We start from the raw sequence: 17092 nt of genomic DNA on the forward strand, positions 1-17092 counted from the left end.
CGGCGCCGTCCGCCGCCCGGTCCGGTGCCCGACGGTCGCTGGGTGCGCGTCCAGATCGTCCGTTGTCCGCATGCCGTCATGGATCGTCACCACGGAACACCGCCCGGGGCACACGGGTAGGGTCACTCGGAGTCGGGCTACCTCCGAACCGAAGGGCACCCACCATGATCGAGTTCCGCTCCGTGCGCAAGACGTACCCGGACGGCACCACCGCGGTCGACGACTTCAGCCTCGTCATCCCGTCCCGCACCACGACCGTCTTCGTCGGGTCGAGCGGCTGCGGCAAGACCACCCTGCTCCGCATGATCAACCGCATGGTCGACCCCTCGTCGGGCACCGTGGAGATCGACGGCGAGGACGTCGCGGGCGTCGACCCCGTGCAGCTCCGCCGCCGCATCGGCTACGTGATGCAGAGCGCCGGTCTGCTGCCGCACCGGAAGGTCGTCGACAACATCGCGACCGTGCCCCTGCTCACGGGCGTGTCCAAGGCCGAGGCGCGTGCGCGTGCCCTCGAGCTGATGGACACCGTCGGGCTCGACCGGGCGTTCGCCGACCGGTACCCCTCGCAGCTCTCGGGTGGGCAGCAGCAGCGCGTCGGCGTGGCACGAGGCCTCGCGGTGGACCCGAACGTCCTGCTCATGGACGAGCCGTTCGGCGCCGTGGACCCGCTGGTGCGCAACGACCTGCAGGACGAGCTCATCCGACTGCAGCGCGAGCTCGGCAAGACCGTGGTGTTCGTCACGCACGACATCGACGAGGCGTTCAAGCTCGGCGACCAGGTCGTCATCCTCAAGAAGGGCGGCGAGATCGCGCAGCTCGGCACGCCGGCCGAGATCCTGTCGGAGCCGGCCGACGACTTCGTCGCGAACTTCATCGGCGCCGGACGCGGCCGACGGGCCCTCCGGGTCGAGCAGACGCCCACCGGGCCGATCGTCGTCGACGGGGACGGGCGCGCCGCGGGCGTGCTGACCGGCCCCGTGCAGGTGGTGGACGCTGCGGCATCGGTGCCGCACGCAGCAGAGGCCGGGGCGCGTGACACCGCCGCGGGTGCTCCGGCGCAGGGTGGGAGCGACCGGTGAACTGGGTCACGGGGAACCTCGACACCATCACGTCGAACCTGGTCGCCCACATCTGGTTGTCGGTCCCGCCGATCGTCCTGAGCTTCCTGTTGTCGGTCCCGATCGGGCTGCTCATCAGTCGGCTCCGTCGCCGCCCGAACCGGGCCGCGCGGGCGACCGGATCGGCCTTCGTCGTCGTCACGAGCCTGCTCTACACGATCCCGGCGCTGCCGCTGTTCCTGGTGCTCCCGGCGATCATCGGCACGAGCTACCTCGACCCGGTGAACGTGGTCATCGCGATGACGATCTTCGGCGTCGCGCTGATGGCCCGGTCCGCGGCCGACGCCGTCGACGCCGTCGACGCGGACGTCGTCGGAGCCGCCGAGGCGCTCGGGTACTCCGCGTCGCAGCGGTTCTTCAAGGTGGAGCTGCCGCTCGCCGGGCCGGTCCTGCTCGCGGGCATCCGCGTCGTGTCCGTCTCGACGATCAGCCTCGTGACGGTCGGTGCGCTCATCGGCATCCCGAACCTCGGCTTCCTGCTGACGGACGGCCTGAAGCGCGCCATCAGCGTGGAGATCCTGACCGGCATCGTGCTCACGATCGTCCTGGCCCTGGTCTTCGACGTCCTGCTGGTGGCGCTCGGCCGGTTGCTCATGCCCTGGACACGGGGCAACGGACGCGTGGCGCGTTCCGCCCGTCGTGCCGGCACCGACGGCGTCCGCCGGAGCGAGGTGGCAGCGTGAACCTCTTCGCCCAGGGCATCGCCTGGATCTTCGACCCCGCGAACCACGTCGGACCGGACGCCATCGGTGTCCGGCTCTGGGAGCACGTCTGGATCACGCTGCTCGCGGTCGGCATCGCCGTCGTGATCGCGGTCCCGATCGGTCTGCTCATCGGCCACACCGGCAAGGGCCGCTCGATCGCGGTCGGTGTCTCCGGCGGCATCCGGGCACTCCCGACGCTCGGGCTGCTCACGCTGCTCGCGCTCTGGATCGGGCTCGGCGTCCAGGCTCCGCTCATCGCCCTCGTCGTCCTGGCGATCCCGTCCGTCCTCGCCGGCGCCTACTCCGGCGTGGAGGCCATCGACCGGGTCACGATCGACGCCGCACGCGCCCAGGGCATGACCGCCTGGCAGCTGCTCGTCCGTGTCGAGGTCCCGCTCGCGCTCCCGCTGATCGTCGGGGGCATCCGCGCCGCCGTGCTGCAGGTCGTCGCGACCGCGACCCTCGTGGCCTACATCAACGCCGGAGGGCTGGGCGGCTACGCCTTCTCCGGCATCGCCAACTCGGACTACGCGGAGGTGCTCGGCGGCTCGATCATCGTGATCGCGCTCGCGATCGCCTTCGAGGTCCTCTTCGCCGCGCTCCAGCGGCTCGCCGTCCCCGCGGGTGTCTCCGCCGGGTCCGCGGGCCGCGCGCGTCGGAACACCCGTCGCTCGGCACCACGAGCAGCAACCCCTGTGGAAGGAACCCACCCGTGATCACAGCACCCACCAAGCGGCTCGCCGCGGCCGTCGCCGTCGCCTCCGCCGTCGCCCTCACCCTCGCGGGCTGCTCCTCGAGCGACCCGCTGTCGTCCGGCTCGGGCTCGGGGGACTCGAAGACGATCGTCGTCGGCTCGCAGGCGTACCCCTCGAACGAGATCATCGCCGAGCTGTACGCGCAGGAGCTCGAGCACGAGGGCTTCACCGTCACCAAGAAGCTCAACATCGGTCAGCGCAAGGCGTACTGGCCCGAGATCGAGAAGGGGAGCATCTCGGTGTTCCCCGAGTACAACGGCAACCTGCTGAACTTCCTGCTGCAGGAGGACGGCAAGTCGACCACCACCGAGACGACGACCGACGGCATCAACTCGGCCCTCTCGTCGGCGCTGCCCTCCGGGGTCAAGGCGCTGCCGTCCGCGGACGCGTCGGACGCCGACACGTACACCGTGACGCAGGAGACGGCGGACAAGTACGGCCTGAAGTCGATCGCCGACCTGTCGAAGATCGGCGGGACGATCTCGATCGCCGCCAACCCCGAGTTCGCGACGGCCGCCTACGGCCCGAAGGGACTGAAGGAGAAGTACGGCATCGACGGCACGGTGAACCAGCAGAACGACTCGGGCGGCCCGCTCACGATCAAGGCGATCCAGGACGGCGACGCCCAGGTCGCCGACATCTACTCCGCGAGCGCCTCGATCAAGACCGAGAAGCTCGTGACCCTCGAGGACCCGAAGCACCTCGTTCCCGCGAACAACGTCACGCCCATCGTGTCGAAGGACCTCGACTCGAAGGCCGCCGACGCGATCGAGAAGGTGAACAAGCTGCTCACCACCGACGTGCTGATCGAGCTGAACCGACAGAACTCGGTCGATCAGAAGTCGGCGTCGTCGGTCGCGAAGGCGTTCCTGCAGGACAAGGGCCTGCTGTAACGACCCGGTACGGAAAGAACGACAGGCGTCGGGCTTCGAGCCCGGCGCCTGTCGTCGTTCCAGCACCCGGACAATGCACGCTCGTTCCGCACGCTTGTGCCGATCACGCCCCCTGCACGTTCGTGCAGAGCGCCTTTCTACAACTTGTCGAAGCAGGTGTCCGAGCAGTAGCGTGGAGGTGTCCCAACGGAGTGTGACAGCAGAAGTTCCCCCTTCCACAGGAAGCAACTGACGTGCACGAACAGCGCGCGGCGGCCCGGCAAGGACACGCCGCATGAACGACCTCCTCGATCCCCTCGTCCTGTCGCGGTGGCAGTTCGGTCTCACGACCATCTACCACTTCCTCTTCGTCCCGCTGACGATCGGCATGGCCCTCGTCGTGGCCGTGTTCCAGTCCGCGTGGGTCCGCACCGGCCGGCCGCACTACCTGCAGCTGACGCGGTTCTTCGGACGGATCTTCCTCATCAACTTCGCGATGGGGGTGGTGACCGGCATCGTGCAGGAGTTCCAGTTCGGCATGAACTGGTCGAACTACTCCCGCTTCGTGGGCGACGTGTTCGGCGCCCCGCTCGCGCTCGAGGGCATCCTCGCCTTCTTCTTCGAGGCGGCCTTCATCGGGGTGTGGATCTTCGGCTGGGACCGTCTGCCGAAGGCGCTGCACCTGGCGAGCATCTGGTGCGTCAGCGTGGGCACGATGCTGTCGGCGTACTTCATCCTCGCGGCGAACGCGTTCATGCAGCACCCGGTCGGCTTCGCGATCAACCACGCCAAGGGCCGGGCCGAGCTCACCGACATCTGGGCCGTGCTGACCAACAAGGTCGCCCTCGCGGCCTTCCCGCACACGCTCTTCGGCGCGTTCATGGTGGCCGCGTCGGTCATCGTGGCGGTCGCTGCCTACCACCTGGCGCGGAACCAGCACCTCGAGACGATGCTGCCGGCCCTGAAGTTCGGCATGTGGACCATGCTCGCGTCCGGGGCGCTCACCGTCCTGTCCGGCGACCAGCTCGGCCTGACGATGGTCGACACGCAGCCGATGAAGATGGCCGCGGCCGAGGCGCTCTACAACACCTCGACCGGCAAGGACGCGTCGTTCTCGATCTTCACGCTCGGGACGCCGGACGGGGTGCACGAGCTCTTCTCGATCCGCATCCCGTACCTGCTGTCGTTCCTGTCGACGCACACCTTCACGGGGACCGTCGAGGGCATCAACGACCTGCAGGGGCAGTACTCCACGGTCTACGGCCCGGGCGACTACAAGCCGATCATCTGGGTGACCTACTGGTCCTTCCGCTGGATGATCGCCCTGGGGGTCGGTGCGGTGCTGGTGTCGGTCGTCGGGCTCTGGCTGACCCGCGGCGGTCGGCTGCCCGTCAAGCGCTGGATCTGGCGCGTGGCGACCTGGTCGGTCCCGCTGCCCATGGCCGCGATGATCATGGGCTGGGTCTTCACCGAGATGGGCCGGCAGCCGTGGCTGGTCTTCGGGCTGCTCCGGACGGCGGACGGCGTCTCGCCGAACGTCACCGGGCTCGAGGTCCTCATCTCGCTCGTGGTCTTCACGCTCATCTACGGCGCGCTCGCGGTCGTCGAGTTCCGACTGATCAAGAAGGTCGCGCAGGAGGGCCCAGCCGCCCCGGCGGAGGTCGACGAGGAGACCGGCGAGGTCAAGCACGAAGTGACGGTCTACTAGTGATGGGAACCGTGTAGCCATGGACCTGCCAGTGCTCTGGTTCGCGATCGTCGGCGTGTTCTTCGTCGGGTACTTCGTCCTCGACGGGTTCGACTTCGGCGTCGGGATGTCCCTGCCGTTCCTCGGCCGCGACGACACCGACCGCCGCGTCCTCATCAACACCATCGGCCCGGTGTGGGACCTCAACGAGACATGGGTCATCGTCGCCGGGGCCTGCCTCTTCGCAGCCTTCCCGGAGTGGTACGCCACGATGTTCTCGGGGTTCTACCTGGCGCTGCTGCTCATCCTCGCGGCGCTCATCGCCCGCGGCGTCTCGTTCGAGTACCGCCACCAGGAGAAGCACCTCGCCTGGAAGCGCCGCTTCGACCTCATGATCGTGGTCGGCAGTGCGGTGCCGGCGTTCCTGTGGGGCGTCGCCTTCGGCAACGTCGTCCGCGGCATCCCGATGGATGCCGGGCACAACTACACCGGGACGCTGTTCGACCTGCTGAACCCCTTCGCGCTCCTCGCCGGCCTGGCGACGCTGACGGTGTTCTTCACCCACGGCGTCGTGTTCGTCACGCTGAAGACCGAGGGCGAGATCCGGGAGCGGGCGAAGCGCCTGGCGACGCGTGCGGGCATCGTCACGATCCTCGTCGCGGCGGCGTTCCTGGTCGCGATGGCCGTCGTCCGCGCGACCCCGGCCAGTCTCGTCCTGTCCGTCGTCGCCGCCGTCGCACTCGTCCTCGCGGTGCTCTGCTCCGCGTGGGGCAAGGAAGGACGTGCGTTCGCGCTCATGGCCCTCACGATCGCGGCCGTCGTCCTGGCGATGTTCACGGCGGTCTTCCCCGACGTGATGCCCGCGTCGAACGACCCCGCGAACAGCCTCACGGTCGCGAACGCCAGCAGCGGGACCTACACGCTCACGGTGATGAGCTGGGTCGCACTCGTCTTCCTGCCGCTCGTGCTCGCCTACCAGGCGTGGACGTACTGGGTGTTCCGCAAGCGGGTCTCCCGCACACACGTCGCGCAGGCCGCGCACTAGGACGGACACGACGATGAAGCCCCTCGACCCGCGGCTCCTCCGGCTGTCCCGCACGGCGCGCGGCTTCCTCGTCGCGTCGGCCGCGACCGGGCTCGTCCGCACGGCGGCGACGATCGGCATCGCATGGGGGATCGCCGCCGCGGTCACCCTCGGGGTCGGCGCCGTCCGTGCCGGCGTGGTCCCCGCGGCACTGACCCCGACGCTCGCGCTGCTCGGTGCGGCCTTCGTCGTGCGGGCCGCAGCGGCGTGGGCGACCGACGACCTCGCGGCACGCGCCGGCGCCCGGGTGAAGAGCGAACTCCGCACCACGGTGCTCGAACGGGCGGCGGCGCGCGGACCGGCGTGGCTCGCCGGGCGCTCGACGGCGGGCTTCGCCACCACGCTCGGACCGGGGCTCGACGCGCTCGACGCGTACTTCGGCCGGTACCTGCCCCAGCTCGCGCTCACGGCGGTCGCGACGCCCGTGCTGCTCCTCGCGATCGGGGCCGCCGACCTGACGAGCGGCCTCGTGATCCTCCTCGCGATGCCGGTCATCCCGGTGTTCATGGTCCTCATCGGCCTGGCGACCCAGACGTTGCAGCGTCGGCAGTCGGACGCGCTCGCGCGGCTCGGTGCGACGTACACCGAGGCCGTCGAGGGACTCGCGACCCTCAAGGTCTTCGGGCGGGCGCGACGCCAGGTCGGGCGCATCGGCACCGTGACCGACGAGTACCGCCGCGGCACGATGGGCGTCCTGCGGCTCTCCTTCGTCAGCGGCTTCGCCCTCGAGCTCGCCGCCAGCCTGTCGATCGCCCTCGTCGCCGTCTCGATCGGCGTGCGCCTGGTCGACGGGTCGCTCGGGCTCGGCGCCGCGATGTTCGTCCTCGTCCTCGCCCCGGAGGCGTTCGCCCCGATCCGACAGGTCGGCGCGGACTTCCACGCCGCCCAGGACGGCGTCGAGGCGTCCGGCGCCGTCCTCGACGTGCTCGACGACCGCGCCCCTTCCACCACGACCACCGACACCGACACCGACACTCACGCGGTCACCGCCATGGGCACGACCGACCCCGTCGGCACCGACCTGGTGCTCGACGGCCTCACCGTCCGCCGTCCCGACGTCGTGGTCGGCCCGCTGCACCTGCGTGCCGCATCCGGCACGGTCGTCGCCCTCGCCGGCCCGAGCGGCGCGGGGAAGTCCACCCTCCTCGCCGCGATCCGCGGCGTCCTGCCGCACGAGGGCACCGTGCAGGTCCCCGGACCCGGCGGCACGCCGCGCGCCGCGCGGACCACCTGGGCCGACCAGCGCCCGCGTCTCGTGCGCGGGTCCGTCGGCGAGAACGTCGCCCTGCACACCGAGCCCGTCGACGCGGACGTGCGCCGCGCCCTGGCCGCCGTGGGGCTGGGACTCGACCCGCGCCTCCCGGTCGGTTCCGGCGGCACCGGCCTGTCCGGAGGACAGGCGCAGCGCGTCGCGGTCGCCCGCGCCCTGTACCGCGCCGACCGCACCCACACCCCGCTCGTCCTGCTCGACGAGCCGACCTCGGCGCTCGACGCCGAGGCGGAGCAGCAGGTCGTGCGCGCCGTGCGCGCGCTCGCCGACGGCGGCGCGGTCGTCGTCGTGGCCAGCCACCGCCCAGCCCTGCTCGCCGCGGCCGACGTCCGCGTCGACGTGCGACCCGACGGCTCGACGGCGGTCACCCGGCTCGCGCAGGTCGGCGCATGACCGCCACGACACGGCGGGCCGGCCGGGAGGCGCGACCCACCTCCGTCCTGCGGCTCGCCCTGCCACGCGGGGCGGGTTGGACGCGCGCGCTGGTCGCCGGGACCCTCAGCGCGCTGTGCGCGGTCGCCTTGCTCGCGGCGAGCGGGTACCTCATCACCCGGGCGGCGGAGCACCCGCCGATCCTGTACCTGACGCTCGTCATGGTCGGCGTCCGCGCGTTCGCCCTCGGTCGGGCCGCGCTGCGGTACGTCGACCGGCTCGCCGGGCACGACGCGTCCTTCCGCCAGCTCGCGGTCGTCCGGACCGAGACCTACCGCCGGCTCGCGTCCGTGGCACCGGCCGGTCTCGGCCAGACCGGGCGCGGTGACCTGACCACGCGGCTCGTCACCGACACCGACCGCCTGCAGGACCTGCCCATCCGGGTGGTCGGCCCGCTGGTGTCCGCGGGCGTCGTGGCGCTCGCCTCGGTCGTCGCGGTCGCGCTCGTCTCGGTGCCCGCCGCGCTCGTGCTCGTCACCGCGCTCGTCGTCGCGGCCCTGGTCGGGTCGATAGTGACGCTCGCGGTCGCCCGCCGGTCGGACCGGGAGACCGCCGCGGAGCGCGGGCACGTCGCCGACCTCGTGCTCGACACCGTCCGCACCCTCGACGTCTTCACCGCCTACGGCACCCTCGACGACCGTCTCGCACACGTGGCCGCGCTCGACGCCCGGGTCACCCGTGCGGTCCGACGCCGAGCCGCGGTCGAGTCCCTGGTCGGGGCGCTCGTCGGCCTGGTCGGCGGCGGTGCGGTGGTGGGGATCATCGCGGTCGGTGCCCCGGCCGTGGTGTCCGGTGCCCTCGACGGCCCGCTCTGGGCCCTCGCCGTGTTCGTCCCGCTCGCCCTGTTCGAGGTCGTCGGGGGTGTCCCGCTCGCGGTCCTCACGTACCGCCGGGTCCGGGCCGCGGCCGAGCGCGTCGAGCAGGTCGTGCCCGCCGAGCTGCCAGCCGGCATCGTGCCCGAGCCGGACGAGCCCGCAGACGCCCGGGACCTCGTCGTCGACGGGCCCGTCACGGTCCGGGTGCGCGACCTCACCGTGCGCTGGCCCGGAACGTCCATGCCCGCGGTCGACGGGGTGTCGTTCGACCTGCTCCCCGGCGAGGTCGTCGTGCTCGAGGGGCCGAGCGGCGCGGGCAAGTCGACCCTCGTCGACGCGCTCGTCCGGTTCGTCGACCACGAGGGCTCGTACACGCTCGACGGCGTCGAGACGCGGACGATGCACCCCGACGCGGTCCGGGCCCGGGTCGGGCTGATCGAGCAGGACCCGTTCGTCTTCGACCAGACCGTCCGGCAGAACCTCCTGTTCGCCCGGGACACCGCGAGCGACGCCGAGCTGCTCGCGGTGCTCGACCGGGTGGGACTCGGGGAGTGGGCCGCGCGTCGTGGTGGTCTGGACGCGCCCGTGGGGGAGCGCGGTGGGCTCGTGTCCGGCGGACAGGCGCACCGGCTCGCCCTCGCGCGGGCGCTGCTGCACGCGTTCCCCGTGCTCGTGCTCGACGAGCCGACGGCCGACGTCGACCCGGACCTCGGCGACGCGGTCCTGTGCGACCTCGTCGGGGTCGCCCGTGCCGCCGGGCGCTCCGTGCTCGTGGTGTCGCACGTGCCGGTCGCGGCCGACCTCGTCGACCGCACGCTCCGGATGCGTGCGGGGCGGCTCGTCACGGCGTGAGTGGATGGTTCGTGTCGGCCTGATCGTCCGGCCCGAGCGTGCGCGGTGGTGACCGGGCCGCCTGCCGGACGCGGGCGGGCCGACGGGGCCGGACCGGGCCTCCAGGCCCCGCGAGACCGGGCGGCGGGTCACCGGAGCGACCCGTCGAGCGTGAGCGGGCCACCTGCCGGACGCAGGTGGTCCGACGGGGCCGGACCGGGCCTCCAGGCCTTGTACGCTGGGTGACCGTGACCACCGAGCACCCCACCGAGCCCGCAGCCGTCGACCCGGACGCCTACGACTTCCGCCGAATCCAGGAGAAGTGGCAGCCCCGGTGGGAGGAGCTCGGGCTCTTCACGACCGACCTCGACGACACGCGACCCCGCAAGTACATCCTCGAGATGTTCCCGTACCCGTCCGGCGACCTGCACATGGGGCACGCCGAGAACTGGGCGCTCGGCGACTTCGTGGCGCGCTACTGGCGGCAGCAGGGCTTCAACGTCCTGCACCCGATCGGGTGGGACTCCTTCGGTCTGCCCGCCGAGAACGCCGCGATCAAGCGCGGCGTCGACCCGGCGGAGTGGACCTACGCGAACATCGAGCAGCAGAAGGCGTCCTTCAAGCGGTACGCGCCGTCCTTCGACTGGACGACCGAGATCCACACCTCGGACCCCGAGTACTACAAGTGGAACCAGTGGCTGTTCCTGAAGATGTACGAGAAGGGCCTGGCGTACCGGAAGGACAGCTGGGTCAACTGGGACCCGGTGGACCAGACCGTGCTCGCGAACGAGCAGGTGCTGCCCGACGGCACGTCCGACCGCTCGGGTGCCGTCGTCGTCAAGAAGAAGCTGACGCAGTGGTACTTCGCCATCACGAAGTACGCCGACCGGCTGCTCGACGACCTCAACCAGCTCGAGGGTCGCTGGCCGGCGAAGGTGATCGCGCAGCAGCGCAACTGGATCGGCCGGTCCGTCGGCGCCGACGTCGACTTCGTGATCGAGGGCCGCGACGAGCCCGTCACGGTGTTCACGACGCGTCCGGACACGATCCACGGCGTGACCTTCCTGGTCGTGGCACCGGACTCCGACCTCGCTGCGTCGCTCGTCGAGTCCGCTCCCGACGACGTCCGGGCCGCGTTCGACGACTACCTGACGGCGACCCAGAAGACCTCCGAGATCGACCGGCAGAACGCCGACCGCCCGAAGACCGGCGTGCCGCTCGGCCGCTTCGCGATCCACCCGCTGACGGGGGAGCGCCTGCCGATCTGGGCCGCCGACTACGTGCTGGCCGACTACGGCCACGGCGCGGTCATGGCCGTCCCGGCGCACGACCAGCGCGACCTCGACTTCGCACGGGCCTTCGACCTGCCCGTCCGCGTCGTGGTCGACACCAACGCCGCGGTGACGGGTGCGATCCCGGTCATCCCCGAGGGTGCGACGCTCGAGGACCTGCCCGCCCTCGACCCGGCGTCCACCGGCGAGGCGCTGACCGGTCAGGGCCGCATGATCAACTCCGGGCCGCTCGACGGCATGTCGAAGCAGCACGCGATCACCGCGGCGATCGCGCTCCTCGAGGAGCGCGGCACCGGTCGCGCCGCGAAGACCTACCGCCTGCGCGACTGGCTCATCTCGCGCCAGCGTTTCTGGGGCACCCCGATCCCGATCATCCACGGTGCGGACGGCAGCGAGCACCCGGTGCCGCTCGACCAACTGCCCGTGCGCCTGCCGTCCACCGAGGGGCTCGACCTCAAGCCGAAGGGCACCTCGCCGCTCGGTGGGGCCACCGACTGGGTGAACGTCCCGAACCCCGTCGACGGCACGCCCGCGACGCGCGACACCGACACGATGGACACGTTCGTCGACTCGTCGTGGTACTTCCTGCGCTTCCTGTCGGCGAACGACGACACCCAGGCGTTCGACCCGGAGGCGGCACGCCGCTGGGCCCCGGTCGACCAGTACATCGGCGGCATCGAGCACGCGATCCTGCACCTGCTGTACGCGCGTTTCGTCACGAAGGTCCTGTTCGACCTCGGGTACCTCGACTTCACCGAGCCGTTCTCGGCGCTGCTCAACCAGGGCATGGTGTTGTCCGGCGGCTCGAAGATGTCGAAGTCGAAGGGCGGTGTGTCGCTCGGCGACGAGCTCGACGCGAACGGTGTCGACGCGATCCGCCTCGTCATGGGCTTCGCCGGACCGCCCGAGGACGACATCAACTGGGAGGACGTGTCGCCGTCGGCGTCCGCGCGCTTCCTGGCGCGCGCGTACCGTCTGGCGCTCGACGTGACCTCGTCGCCCGACGCCGTGTGGGCGGACGGGGACCGCGCCCTGCGCCAGGTGACGCACCGCTTCCTCGCCGACGCCCCCGGCATGATGGAGGCGTTCAAGTTCAACGTCGTGATCGCCCGTCTGATGGACCTGGTGAACGTCACCCGCAAGGCCATCGACAGCGGCCCCGGTGCCGGCGACCCCGCCGTGCGCGAGGCCGTCGAGACGGTCGCGCTGGCACTCGCCGTCTTCGCCCCGTACACGGGCGAGGAGATGTGGGAGAAGCTGGGCTACGAGGCCACCGTCGCCACGTACGGCTGGCGGAAGGCCGACCCGACGCTGCTCGTGCAGGACACCCTGACCGCGGTGGTCCAGGTGAACGGCAAGGTGCGCGACTCGTTCGAGGTGTCGAAGTCGATCGAGCCGGACGAGCTCGAGCTGCTCGCGCGGTCGTCGGCGAACGTGCAGCGGTACATCGGTGACCGGGAGATCGTGAAGGTCATCGTGCGGGCGCCGAAGCTCGTGAACATCGCGATCAAGGGCTGATCGGCCGGGGCGGACCGTCCCGTCTGGCTGGTCGTCGCGAGGGTCCGGGCGTGTGCCCGGGCCCTCGGGTCGTTCTTGTCACGCGTGTCGTTCGTGTGGCGCGTGTCGTGCGTGTCGTTGGTGTCGCTCGTGTCGTGGGTGTCGCTCGCGTCGTTCCTGCACAGGGGCGGTTGTGCGTCGCTCGTCCACAGGTGGGCCGGCTGAGCCCGTCGAGGACCTCCGGAGTTCGTAGCGTGCCGGCATGAGCACGCCGACACCGGACGACCCGACGCCGAGCGCTTCCTGGTGGCACCGGTGGGCGCTCTCGCCCCGCGCCGCCGTGCTCACCGGCGCGGTGGTCGTCGCGGTGGCGCTCGTCGTCGTCGGCGTGGGCGCGATCGGTGGCCCGTCGAGCGAGGACGTGACCGTCACCGGGGCGGGGACGGCCCTGTCCGGTGCGGGCGGCGGAGCGCCAGCCGGCCGATCCGCTGCTGCCGACGGGGAGCCCGGGGCAGGCCGATCGTCGCCGCCGTCGCCGCCGTCGACGTCGCCGCCGTCGGGTGTCGCCGTGTACGTGCTCGGTGCGGTCGGACACGCCGGCGTCGTGCAGGTGCCCGCGGGCTCCCGCATCGAGACGGTGCTCGAGCGCGCCGGGGGACCCGCAGCCGACGCCGACCTGACCCGGCTCAACCTCGCGCGGCTCGCCGTCGACGGCGAACGGTTGTACGTCCCACGGGTCGGCGAGGACGTCGTGCCCGAGGCCCTGGCGCCGGACACGGGCGGTGGGGTAGGCAGCGGGACGGGTGGTGCGGGCGCGGGTGCTGCTGGTGGCGGGGCTGCTGGCACCTCCGGGCCGGACGCGGTCGTCGACCTCAACACCGCCGACCAGGCCGCACTCGAGACCCTGCCCGGGATCGGCCCGTCCCTCGCCGCACGGATCATCGCCTGGCGGACCGAGCACGGCCGGTTCTCGTCCGTCGAGGACCTCCTGGACGTCAGCGGGATCGGCGACGGACGGTTCGCGGAGCTGCGCGACCGGGTGCGGGTGTGAGCGCCGCCGGAGTGGACCCACGAGCCGCTGCGGGCGTCGACCTGCGGCCGGCTCTGGCCGATCTGCGGTCCGCCGGGCCGGTCGCCGTCGCCTGGGTGCTGGCCGCGCTGCTCGTCGGTGCGCCCGGGGCGGCGACGACCACCGCGGTCGCGTCCGCCGTGGGCCTGCTGCTCGCGCTGGTGGTGCTCGTGCGCCCGTCACCAGGAGCGGTGCCGGCCGCGTCCCGAGCGGCTGCCGTCCGTGTGGTCGCCGCGGTGCTGCTCACCACGGCGGGGTGCGGTTCCCTCGTGTCGCTCGCGGTCGTGACGGCGGAGCACCGCCGGTCGCCGGAGGAGCTCCTCCGCACGGTCGGCAGGACCGTGACCGTCGACCTCGTGCTCACCCGTGACCTCGGTCCCGGGGACCGCTCCGTCTCCGCGACCCTGCGGCGCGCCACCGACGCCCGCTCGGCCTCTGCGGGTGGGACACGGTCGACGCTCGACGTCCCGGTCCGGGTCGTGCCCGCGGACCGGACCGTCGCAGCCGCCGGGACCCGGCTCGTCGGGCGGGGGACCGTCGAACGCGACGAGCCCGGCTCACCGACGGCCGCCGTCGTCTTCCTCCGCGGACGCCCCGAGGTCGAGCCACCGTCCGGGCTCCTCGCGGCGACCGACCGGGCACGCCGGGCCTTCGTCGCCGTGACCGAGGACCTGCCCGAGCCGGGCGCCGCGCTCCTCCGCGGTCTGGCGATCGGGGACCGCAGCGGGCTCGACGCGGGGACCGAGGCGGCGATGGAGACGTCGGCACTGACGCACCTCACGGCGGTGTCCGGATCGAACAGCGCCGTCGTGGTCGGGCTCGTGGTCGTCGTCGGTCGTGCACTCGGGGTGCCGCGCGTCGTGCGTGCCGTGTCGGCGGTGGTGCTGCTCGTCGGGTTCGTCGTCCTGGTCCGGCCCGACCCGTCGATCCTCCGAGCGACCGTGATGGCCGTCGTCGTCCTGGTCGTCCGCCTCGCCGGGCGCCCGGTGCGGGGCGTCCCGCTCATCGCGCTGGCCGCGGGCGGGATGCTCGTGGTCGACCCCTGGTACGCGCGGTCCGTCGCGTTCGTGCTCTCGGTGCTCGCGACCGCCGGGATCGTCGTCCTCGCGCCGCCCCTGACCGTGCTCCTCGGCAGGCGCCTGTGGGGACCGGTCGCGGCGGCCGTGGCCGTGCCCGTCGCCGCCCAGGCCGCGTGCTGGCCCGTCACGGTCGTGCTCGCGCCGACCTTCCCGACCTACGCGGTCCCGGCGAACCTGCTCACCGAGCCGCTCGCGCCGCTCGTGACGGTCCTCGGGCTCGCGGCCTGCCTCGTCGCACCGGTGTGGCCCGCCGGTGCCGGCGCGCTGGCGGTCGTCGCGTGGGCGCCTGCCGCGGCGATCGGTGCGATCGCGCACGGTGCGTCCTCGCTGCCGGGATCGTCCCTCGCTTGGCCGTCCGGCATCGTCGGGGTCGCCGCGGCCGCGGTCGTCAGTGCGGCCGTGGCCGTCGCGGTCCTCACCCGACCGGCCGTCCGGTCCCGGGTGCTCGTCGCAGGAGCGGTCGTGTTCCTGGTCGGGATCGGTGCGGTCGTGGTCCCACGGTGGGTCGTGCGGGGGAGCGTGCCCGGGGACTGGGCGGTGGCCGCGTGCGACGTCGGGCAGGGCGACGCCGTGCTCGTGCGCGACGGACGTCCGGGTGACCCCGTCGCCCTCGTCGACACCGGTGACGACGAGGAGCGCCTGCGCACCTGCCTCGACCTGCTCGGGGTGCGACGGATCGACCTGCTCGTGCTGACCCACTTCGACCGCGACCACGTGGGCGCCGTGTCCGCGGTCGCGCACCGCAGCGACCGTGCACTCGTCGGCCCGACCGGTCGTGCGGCGGACGAGCGCGTGGTCGACGACCTCCGGGACGCCGGGGTCGACGTGCGCGCCGCGGACGACACGACGGCCGGGGAGCTCGGGCGGCTGCGGTGGTCGGTCCGGTGGCCCACAGCGGGTTCGACCACCGCGGGCAACGACGCGAGCGTGGTCCTGCAGACGGGGGCCGGGAGCGACTGCGCCACCTGTGTCCCCGGGGTCTTCCTCGGCGACCTCGGCGAGGACGCGCAGCGTCGGCTCCGTCCGCACGTGCCCGGACACCCCGACGTGGTCAAGGTGGCGCACCACGGTTCCTCCGACCAGGACCCGGGCCTGTACCGGCAGCTCGCGGCCGCTGTCGGGCTCATCGGCGTCGGCGCCGACAACACGTACGGGCACCCGACGCGCGCGGCACTCGACGACCTGCGCGCGGCCGGGACCGAGGCGTTCCGCACCGACACCCAGGGAACGGTCGTGGTGTCGCGAGCGCCCGGGGGAGCACTGCGGGTGTGGACGGAGCGCAGGGCCGAGGAGCGGCCGTCGGCATCACCCTCGACGACGACGTCGGTGCTGCCGGCTGCTCCGGTCTCGTCCGCGCGGCTGCCCGACCGGGAGCCGGGGCAGTGGCCGGCGGGAGCGCCGGCAGGGTCGGCGGCGGGCCGTAGGATCGTCGCGGGCCGAGGACGCTCGCGCCCGCGACGGAAGGACCGCATGCCCGCCAAGAAGCCCTCGCGCGCCGCCGCAGCGATCGACCAGGTCCCGTGGTCGGGCGTCCGACCCGCGCCGGTCGTGCTCGTCACCGGCCCCGAGTCCTTCCTCGCCGAGCGCGCGAGCAGCGTCCTCCGCGACCTGCTGGTCGGCGAGGACCCGGCGCTCGAGGTCCACGACCTCGAGGCAGACCAGTACGCGCCCGGTCTCCTGTCGACCCTCGCGAGCCCGTCGCTCTTCGGCGAACCCCGACTCGTGCGGGTGACGAACGTCGAGAAGTGCACCGACGCCTTCATCACCGAGACGATCAGCTACCTGCAGGCGCCCGCCGACGACGTCACGCTCGTGCTCCGGCACGGTGGCGGTGTCCGCGGCAAGAAGCTCCTCGACACCATCCGCAGCGGGGTCGGTGGCGGCATCGAGGTGCAGTGCGACGAACTCAAGCGCGAGACCGACAAGATCGACTTCGTCAACGCCGAGTTCCGGGCCGCCCGTCGCAAGATCGCGCCCTCGGCGGTGCGCACCCTCGTCGCCGCCTTCGCGGACGACCTCGCCGAGCTCGCTGCGGCCTGCCGCCAGCTGCTGGCCGACGAGGCGCAGGAGATCACCGACCGGGTCGTCGACAAGTACTACGGCGGCCGCGTCGAGACGAACGCGTTCAAGGTGGCCGACCTCGCACTCGCCGGGCGCTCGGCGCTCGCGATCGTGGAGCTCCGGCACGCGCTGGCGACGGGTGAGGCCCCCGTCCCGATCGTCGCCGCCTTCGCGAGCAAGATGCGCACGATGGCGAAGGTCAGCTCGTTCCGCGGGTCGAGCGGTCAGGCGGCGTCGGCGCTCGGCATGGCGCCGTGGCAGGTGCAGCGTGCGCAACGGGACGTCGCCGGGTGGAGCGAAGCCGGGCTTGCGAACGCGATCACGAGCGTCGCCGAGGCCGACACCGCGGTGAAGGGTGGCTCGCGCGACGCGCACTACGCGCTCGAGGTCATGGTCCGGGTGATCGCCCGGCGCGGCGAGGCCCGCTGACCCCTCGCGTTGCGGCCGTCGCTGGCTCCCGGCCGCCTTCGTGCCCGCCGCTGCCCGCCGCTCGCTGGTGCCCGCCGCTGCCCGCTGCCCGCCGCCC

General features: G+C 72.5%; 11 protein-coding genes and 1 pseudogene. All 12 read left to right on the forward strand.

The features are described 5' to 3' along the window. The first annotated feature begins 164 nt into the window (after nt 1-164). The 12 genes and pseudogenes from BEP24_RS05000 to holA all read left to right on the forward strand — a co-directional run bounded on the left by BEP24_RS05000 (nt 165) and on the right by holA (nt 16995). A complete protein-coding gene (locus BEP24_RS05000) occupies nt 165-1079 on the forward strand; it encodes an ATP-binding cassette domain-containing protein (RefSeq protein WP_065960916.1) in 915 nt (304 codons plus the stop codon). Then, entirely contained in the window at nt 1076-1801 is a 726-nt protein-coding gene (locus tag BEP24_RS05005; protein WP_065960919.1) for an ABC transporter permease subunit, read from the forward strand. The genes BEP24_RS05000 and BEP24_RS05005 overlap by 4 nt, the downstream gene beginning before the upstream one ends. After that, on the forward strand, nt 1798-2538 hold the full coding sequence (locus BEP24_RS05010; protein ID WP_065960921.1) for an ABC transporter permease: 741 nt from the start codon (nt 1798-1800) through the stop codon (nt 2536-2538). The genes BEP24_RS05005 and BEP24_RS05010 overlap by 4 nt, the downstream gene beginning before the upstream one ends. Continuing rightward, the gene (locus BEP24_RS05015; protein ID WP_065960922.1) at nt 2535-3470 is read left to right on the forward strand and encodes an ABC transporter substrate-binding protein; all 936 of its coding nucleotides are present in this window, start codon (nt 2535-2537) and stop codon (nt 3468-3470) included. Before BEP24_RS05010 ends, BEP24_RS05015 begins: the two co-directional genes overlap by 4 nt. A gap of 274 nt (nt 3471-3744) precedes the next feature. Then, entirely contained in the window at nt 3745-5157 is a 1413-nt protein-coding gene (locus tag BEP24_RS05020; RefSeq protein WP_065960924.1) for a cytochrome ubiquinol oxidase subunit I, read from the forward strand. 19 nt (nt 5158-5176) lie between these two features. Continuing rightward, nucleotides 5177-6181, forward strand: a complete 1005-nt coding sequence (cydB, locus tag BEP24_RS05025; protein WP_065960925.1) for a cytochrome d ubiquinol oxidase subunit II — start codon at nt 5177-5179, stop codon at nt 6179-6181. Nucleotides 6182-6194: 13 nt separating this feature from the next. Then, the gene (gene cydD, locus BEP24_RS05030) at nt 6195-7883 is read left to right on the forward strand and encodes a thiol reductant ABC exporter subunit CydD (protein WP_065960926.1); all 1689 of its coding nucleotides are present in this window, start codon (nt 6195-6197) and stop codon (nt 7881-7883) included. Next, nucleotides 7880-9589 (forward strand): thiol reductant ABC exporter subunit CydC, encoded by a 1710-nt coding sequence (gene cydC, locus BEP24_RS05035; RefSeq protein WP_065960927.1) that lies wholly within the window; start codon nt 7880-7882, stop codon nt 9587-9589. Before cydD ends, cydC begins: the two co-directional genes overlap by 4 nt. Nucleotides 9590-9816: 227 nt before the next feature. Then, complete coding sequence (leuS, locus tag BEP24_RS05040) at nt 9817-12378, forward strand: leucine--tRNA ligase (RefSeq protein WP_065960948.1); 2562 nt, start codon at nt 9817-9819, stop codon at nt 12376-12378. Between the two features lie 241 nt (nt 12379-12619). Beyond that, the gene (locus BEP24_RS05045; RefSeq protein ID WP_065960929.1) at nt 12620-13408 is read left to right on the forward strand and encodes a ComEA family DNA-binding protein; all 789 of its coding nucleotides are present in this window, start codon (nt 12620-12622) and stop codon (nt 13406-13408) included. Nucleotides 13409-14085: 677 nt separating this feature from the next. Beyond that, nucleotides 14086-15243, forward strand: a pseudogene (locus BEP24_RS17995) (ComEC/Rec2 family competence protein); the annotation flags it as partial. Nucleotides 15244-15975: 732 nt separating this feature from the next. Next, entirely contained in the window at nt 15976-16995 is a 1020-nt protein-coding gene (gene holA / locus BEP24_RS18000) for a DNA polymerase III subunit delta (protein WP_065960956.1), read from the forward strand. Nucleotides 16996-17092 lie beyond the last annotated feature (97 nt).

Origin of the sequence: Curtobacterium sp. UCD-KPL2560 (assembly GCF_001705035.1) — a bacterium.
Taxonomy (GTDB): domain Bacteria; phylum Actinomycetota; class Actinomycetes; order Actinomycetales; family Microbacteriaceae; genus Curtobacterium.

Excerpts from the sequence above, each read along its gene's own strand:
- cydB (WP_065960925.1), top strand. The coding sequence starts at position 5,177 with ATGGACCTGCCAGTGCTCTGGTTCGCGATCGTCGGCGTGTTCTTCGTC.
- BEP24_RS05020 (WP_065960924.1), top strand. The coding sequence starts at position 3,745 with ATGAACGACCTCCTCGATCCCCTCGTCCTGTCGCGGTGGCAGTTCGGT.
- BEP24_RS05045 (WP_065960929.1), top strand. The coding sequence starts at position 12,620 with ATGAGCACGCCGACACCGGACGACCCGACGCCGAGCGCTTCCTGGTGG.
- cydC (WP_065960927.1), top strand. The coding sequence starts at position 7,880 with ATGACCGCCACGACACGGCGGGCCGGCCGGGAGGCGCGACCCACCTCC.
- cydD (WP_065960926.1), top strand. The coding sequence starts at position 6,195 with ATGAAGCCCCTCGACCCGCGGCTCCTCCGGCTGTCCCGCACGGCGCGC.
- holA (WP_065960956.1), top strand. The coding sequence starts at position 15,976 with ATGCCCGCCAAGAAGCCCTCGCGCGCCGCCGCAGCGATCGACCAGGTC.
- BEP24_RS05000 (WP_065960916.1), top strand. The coding sequence starts at position 165 with ATGATCGAGTTCCGCTCCGTGCGCAAGACGTACCCGGACGGCACCACC.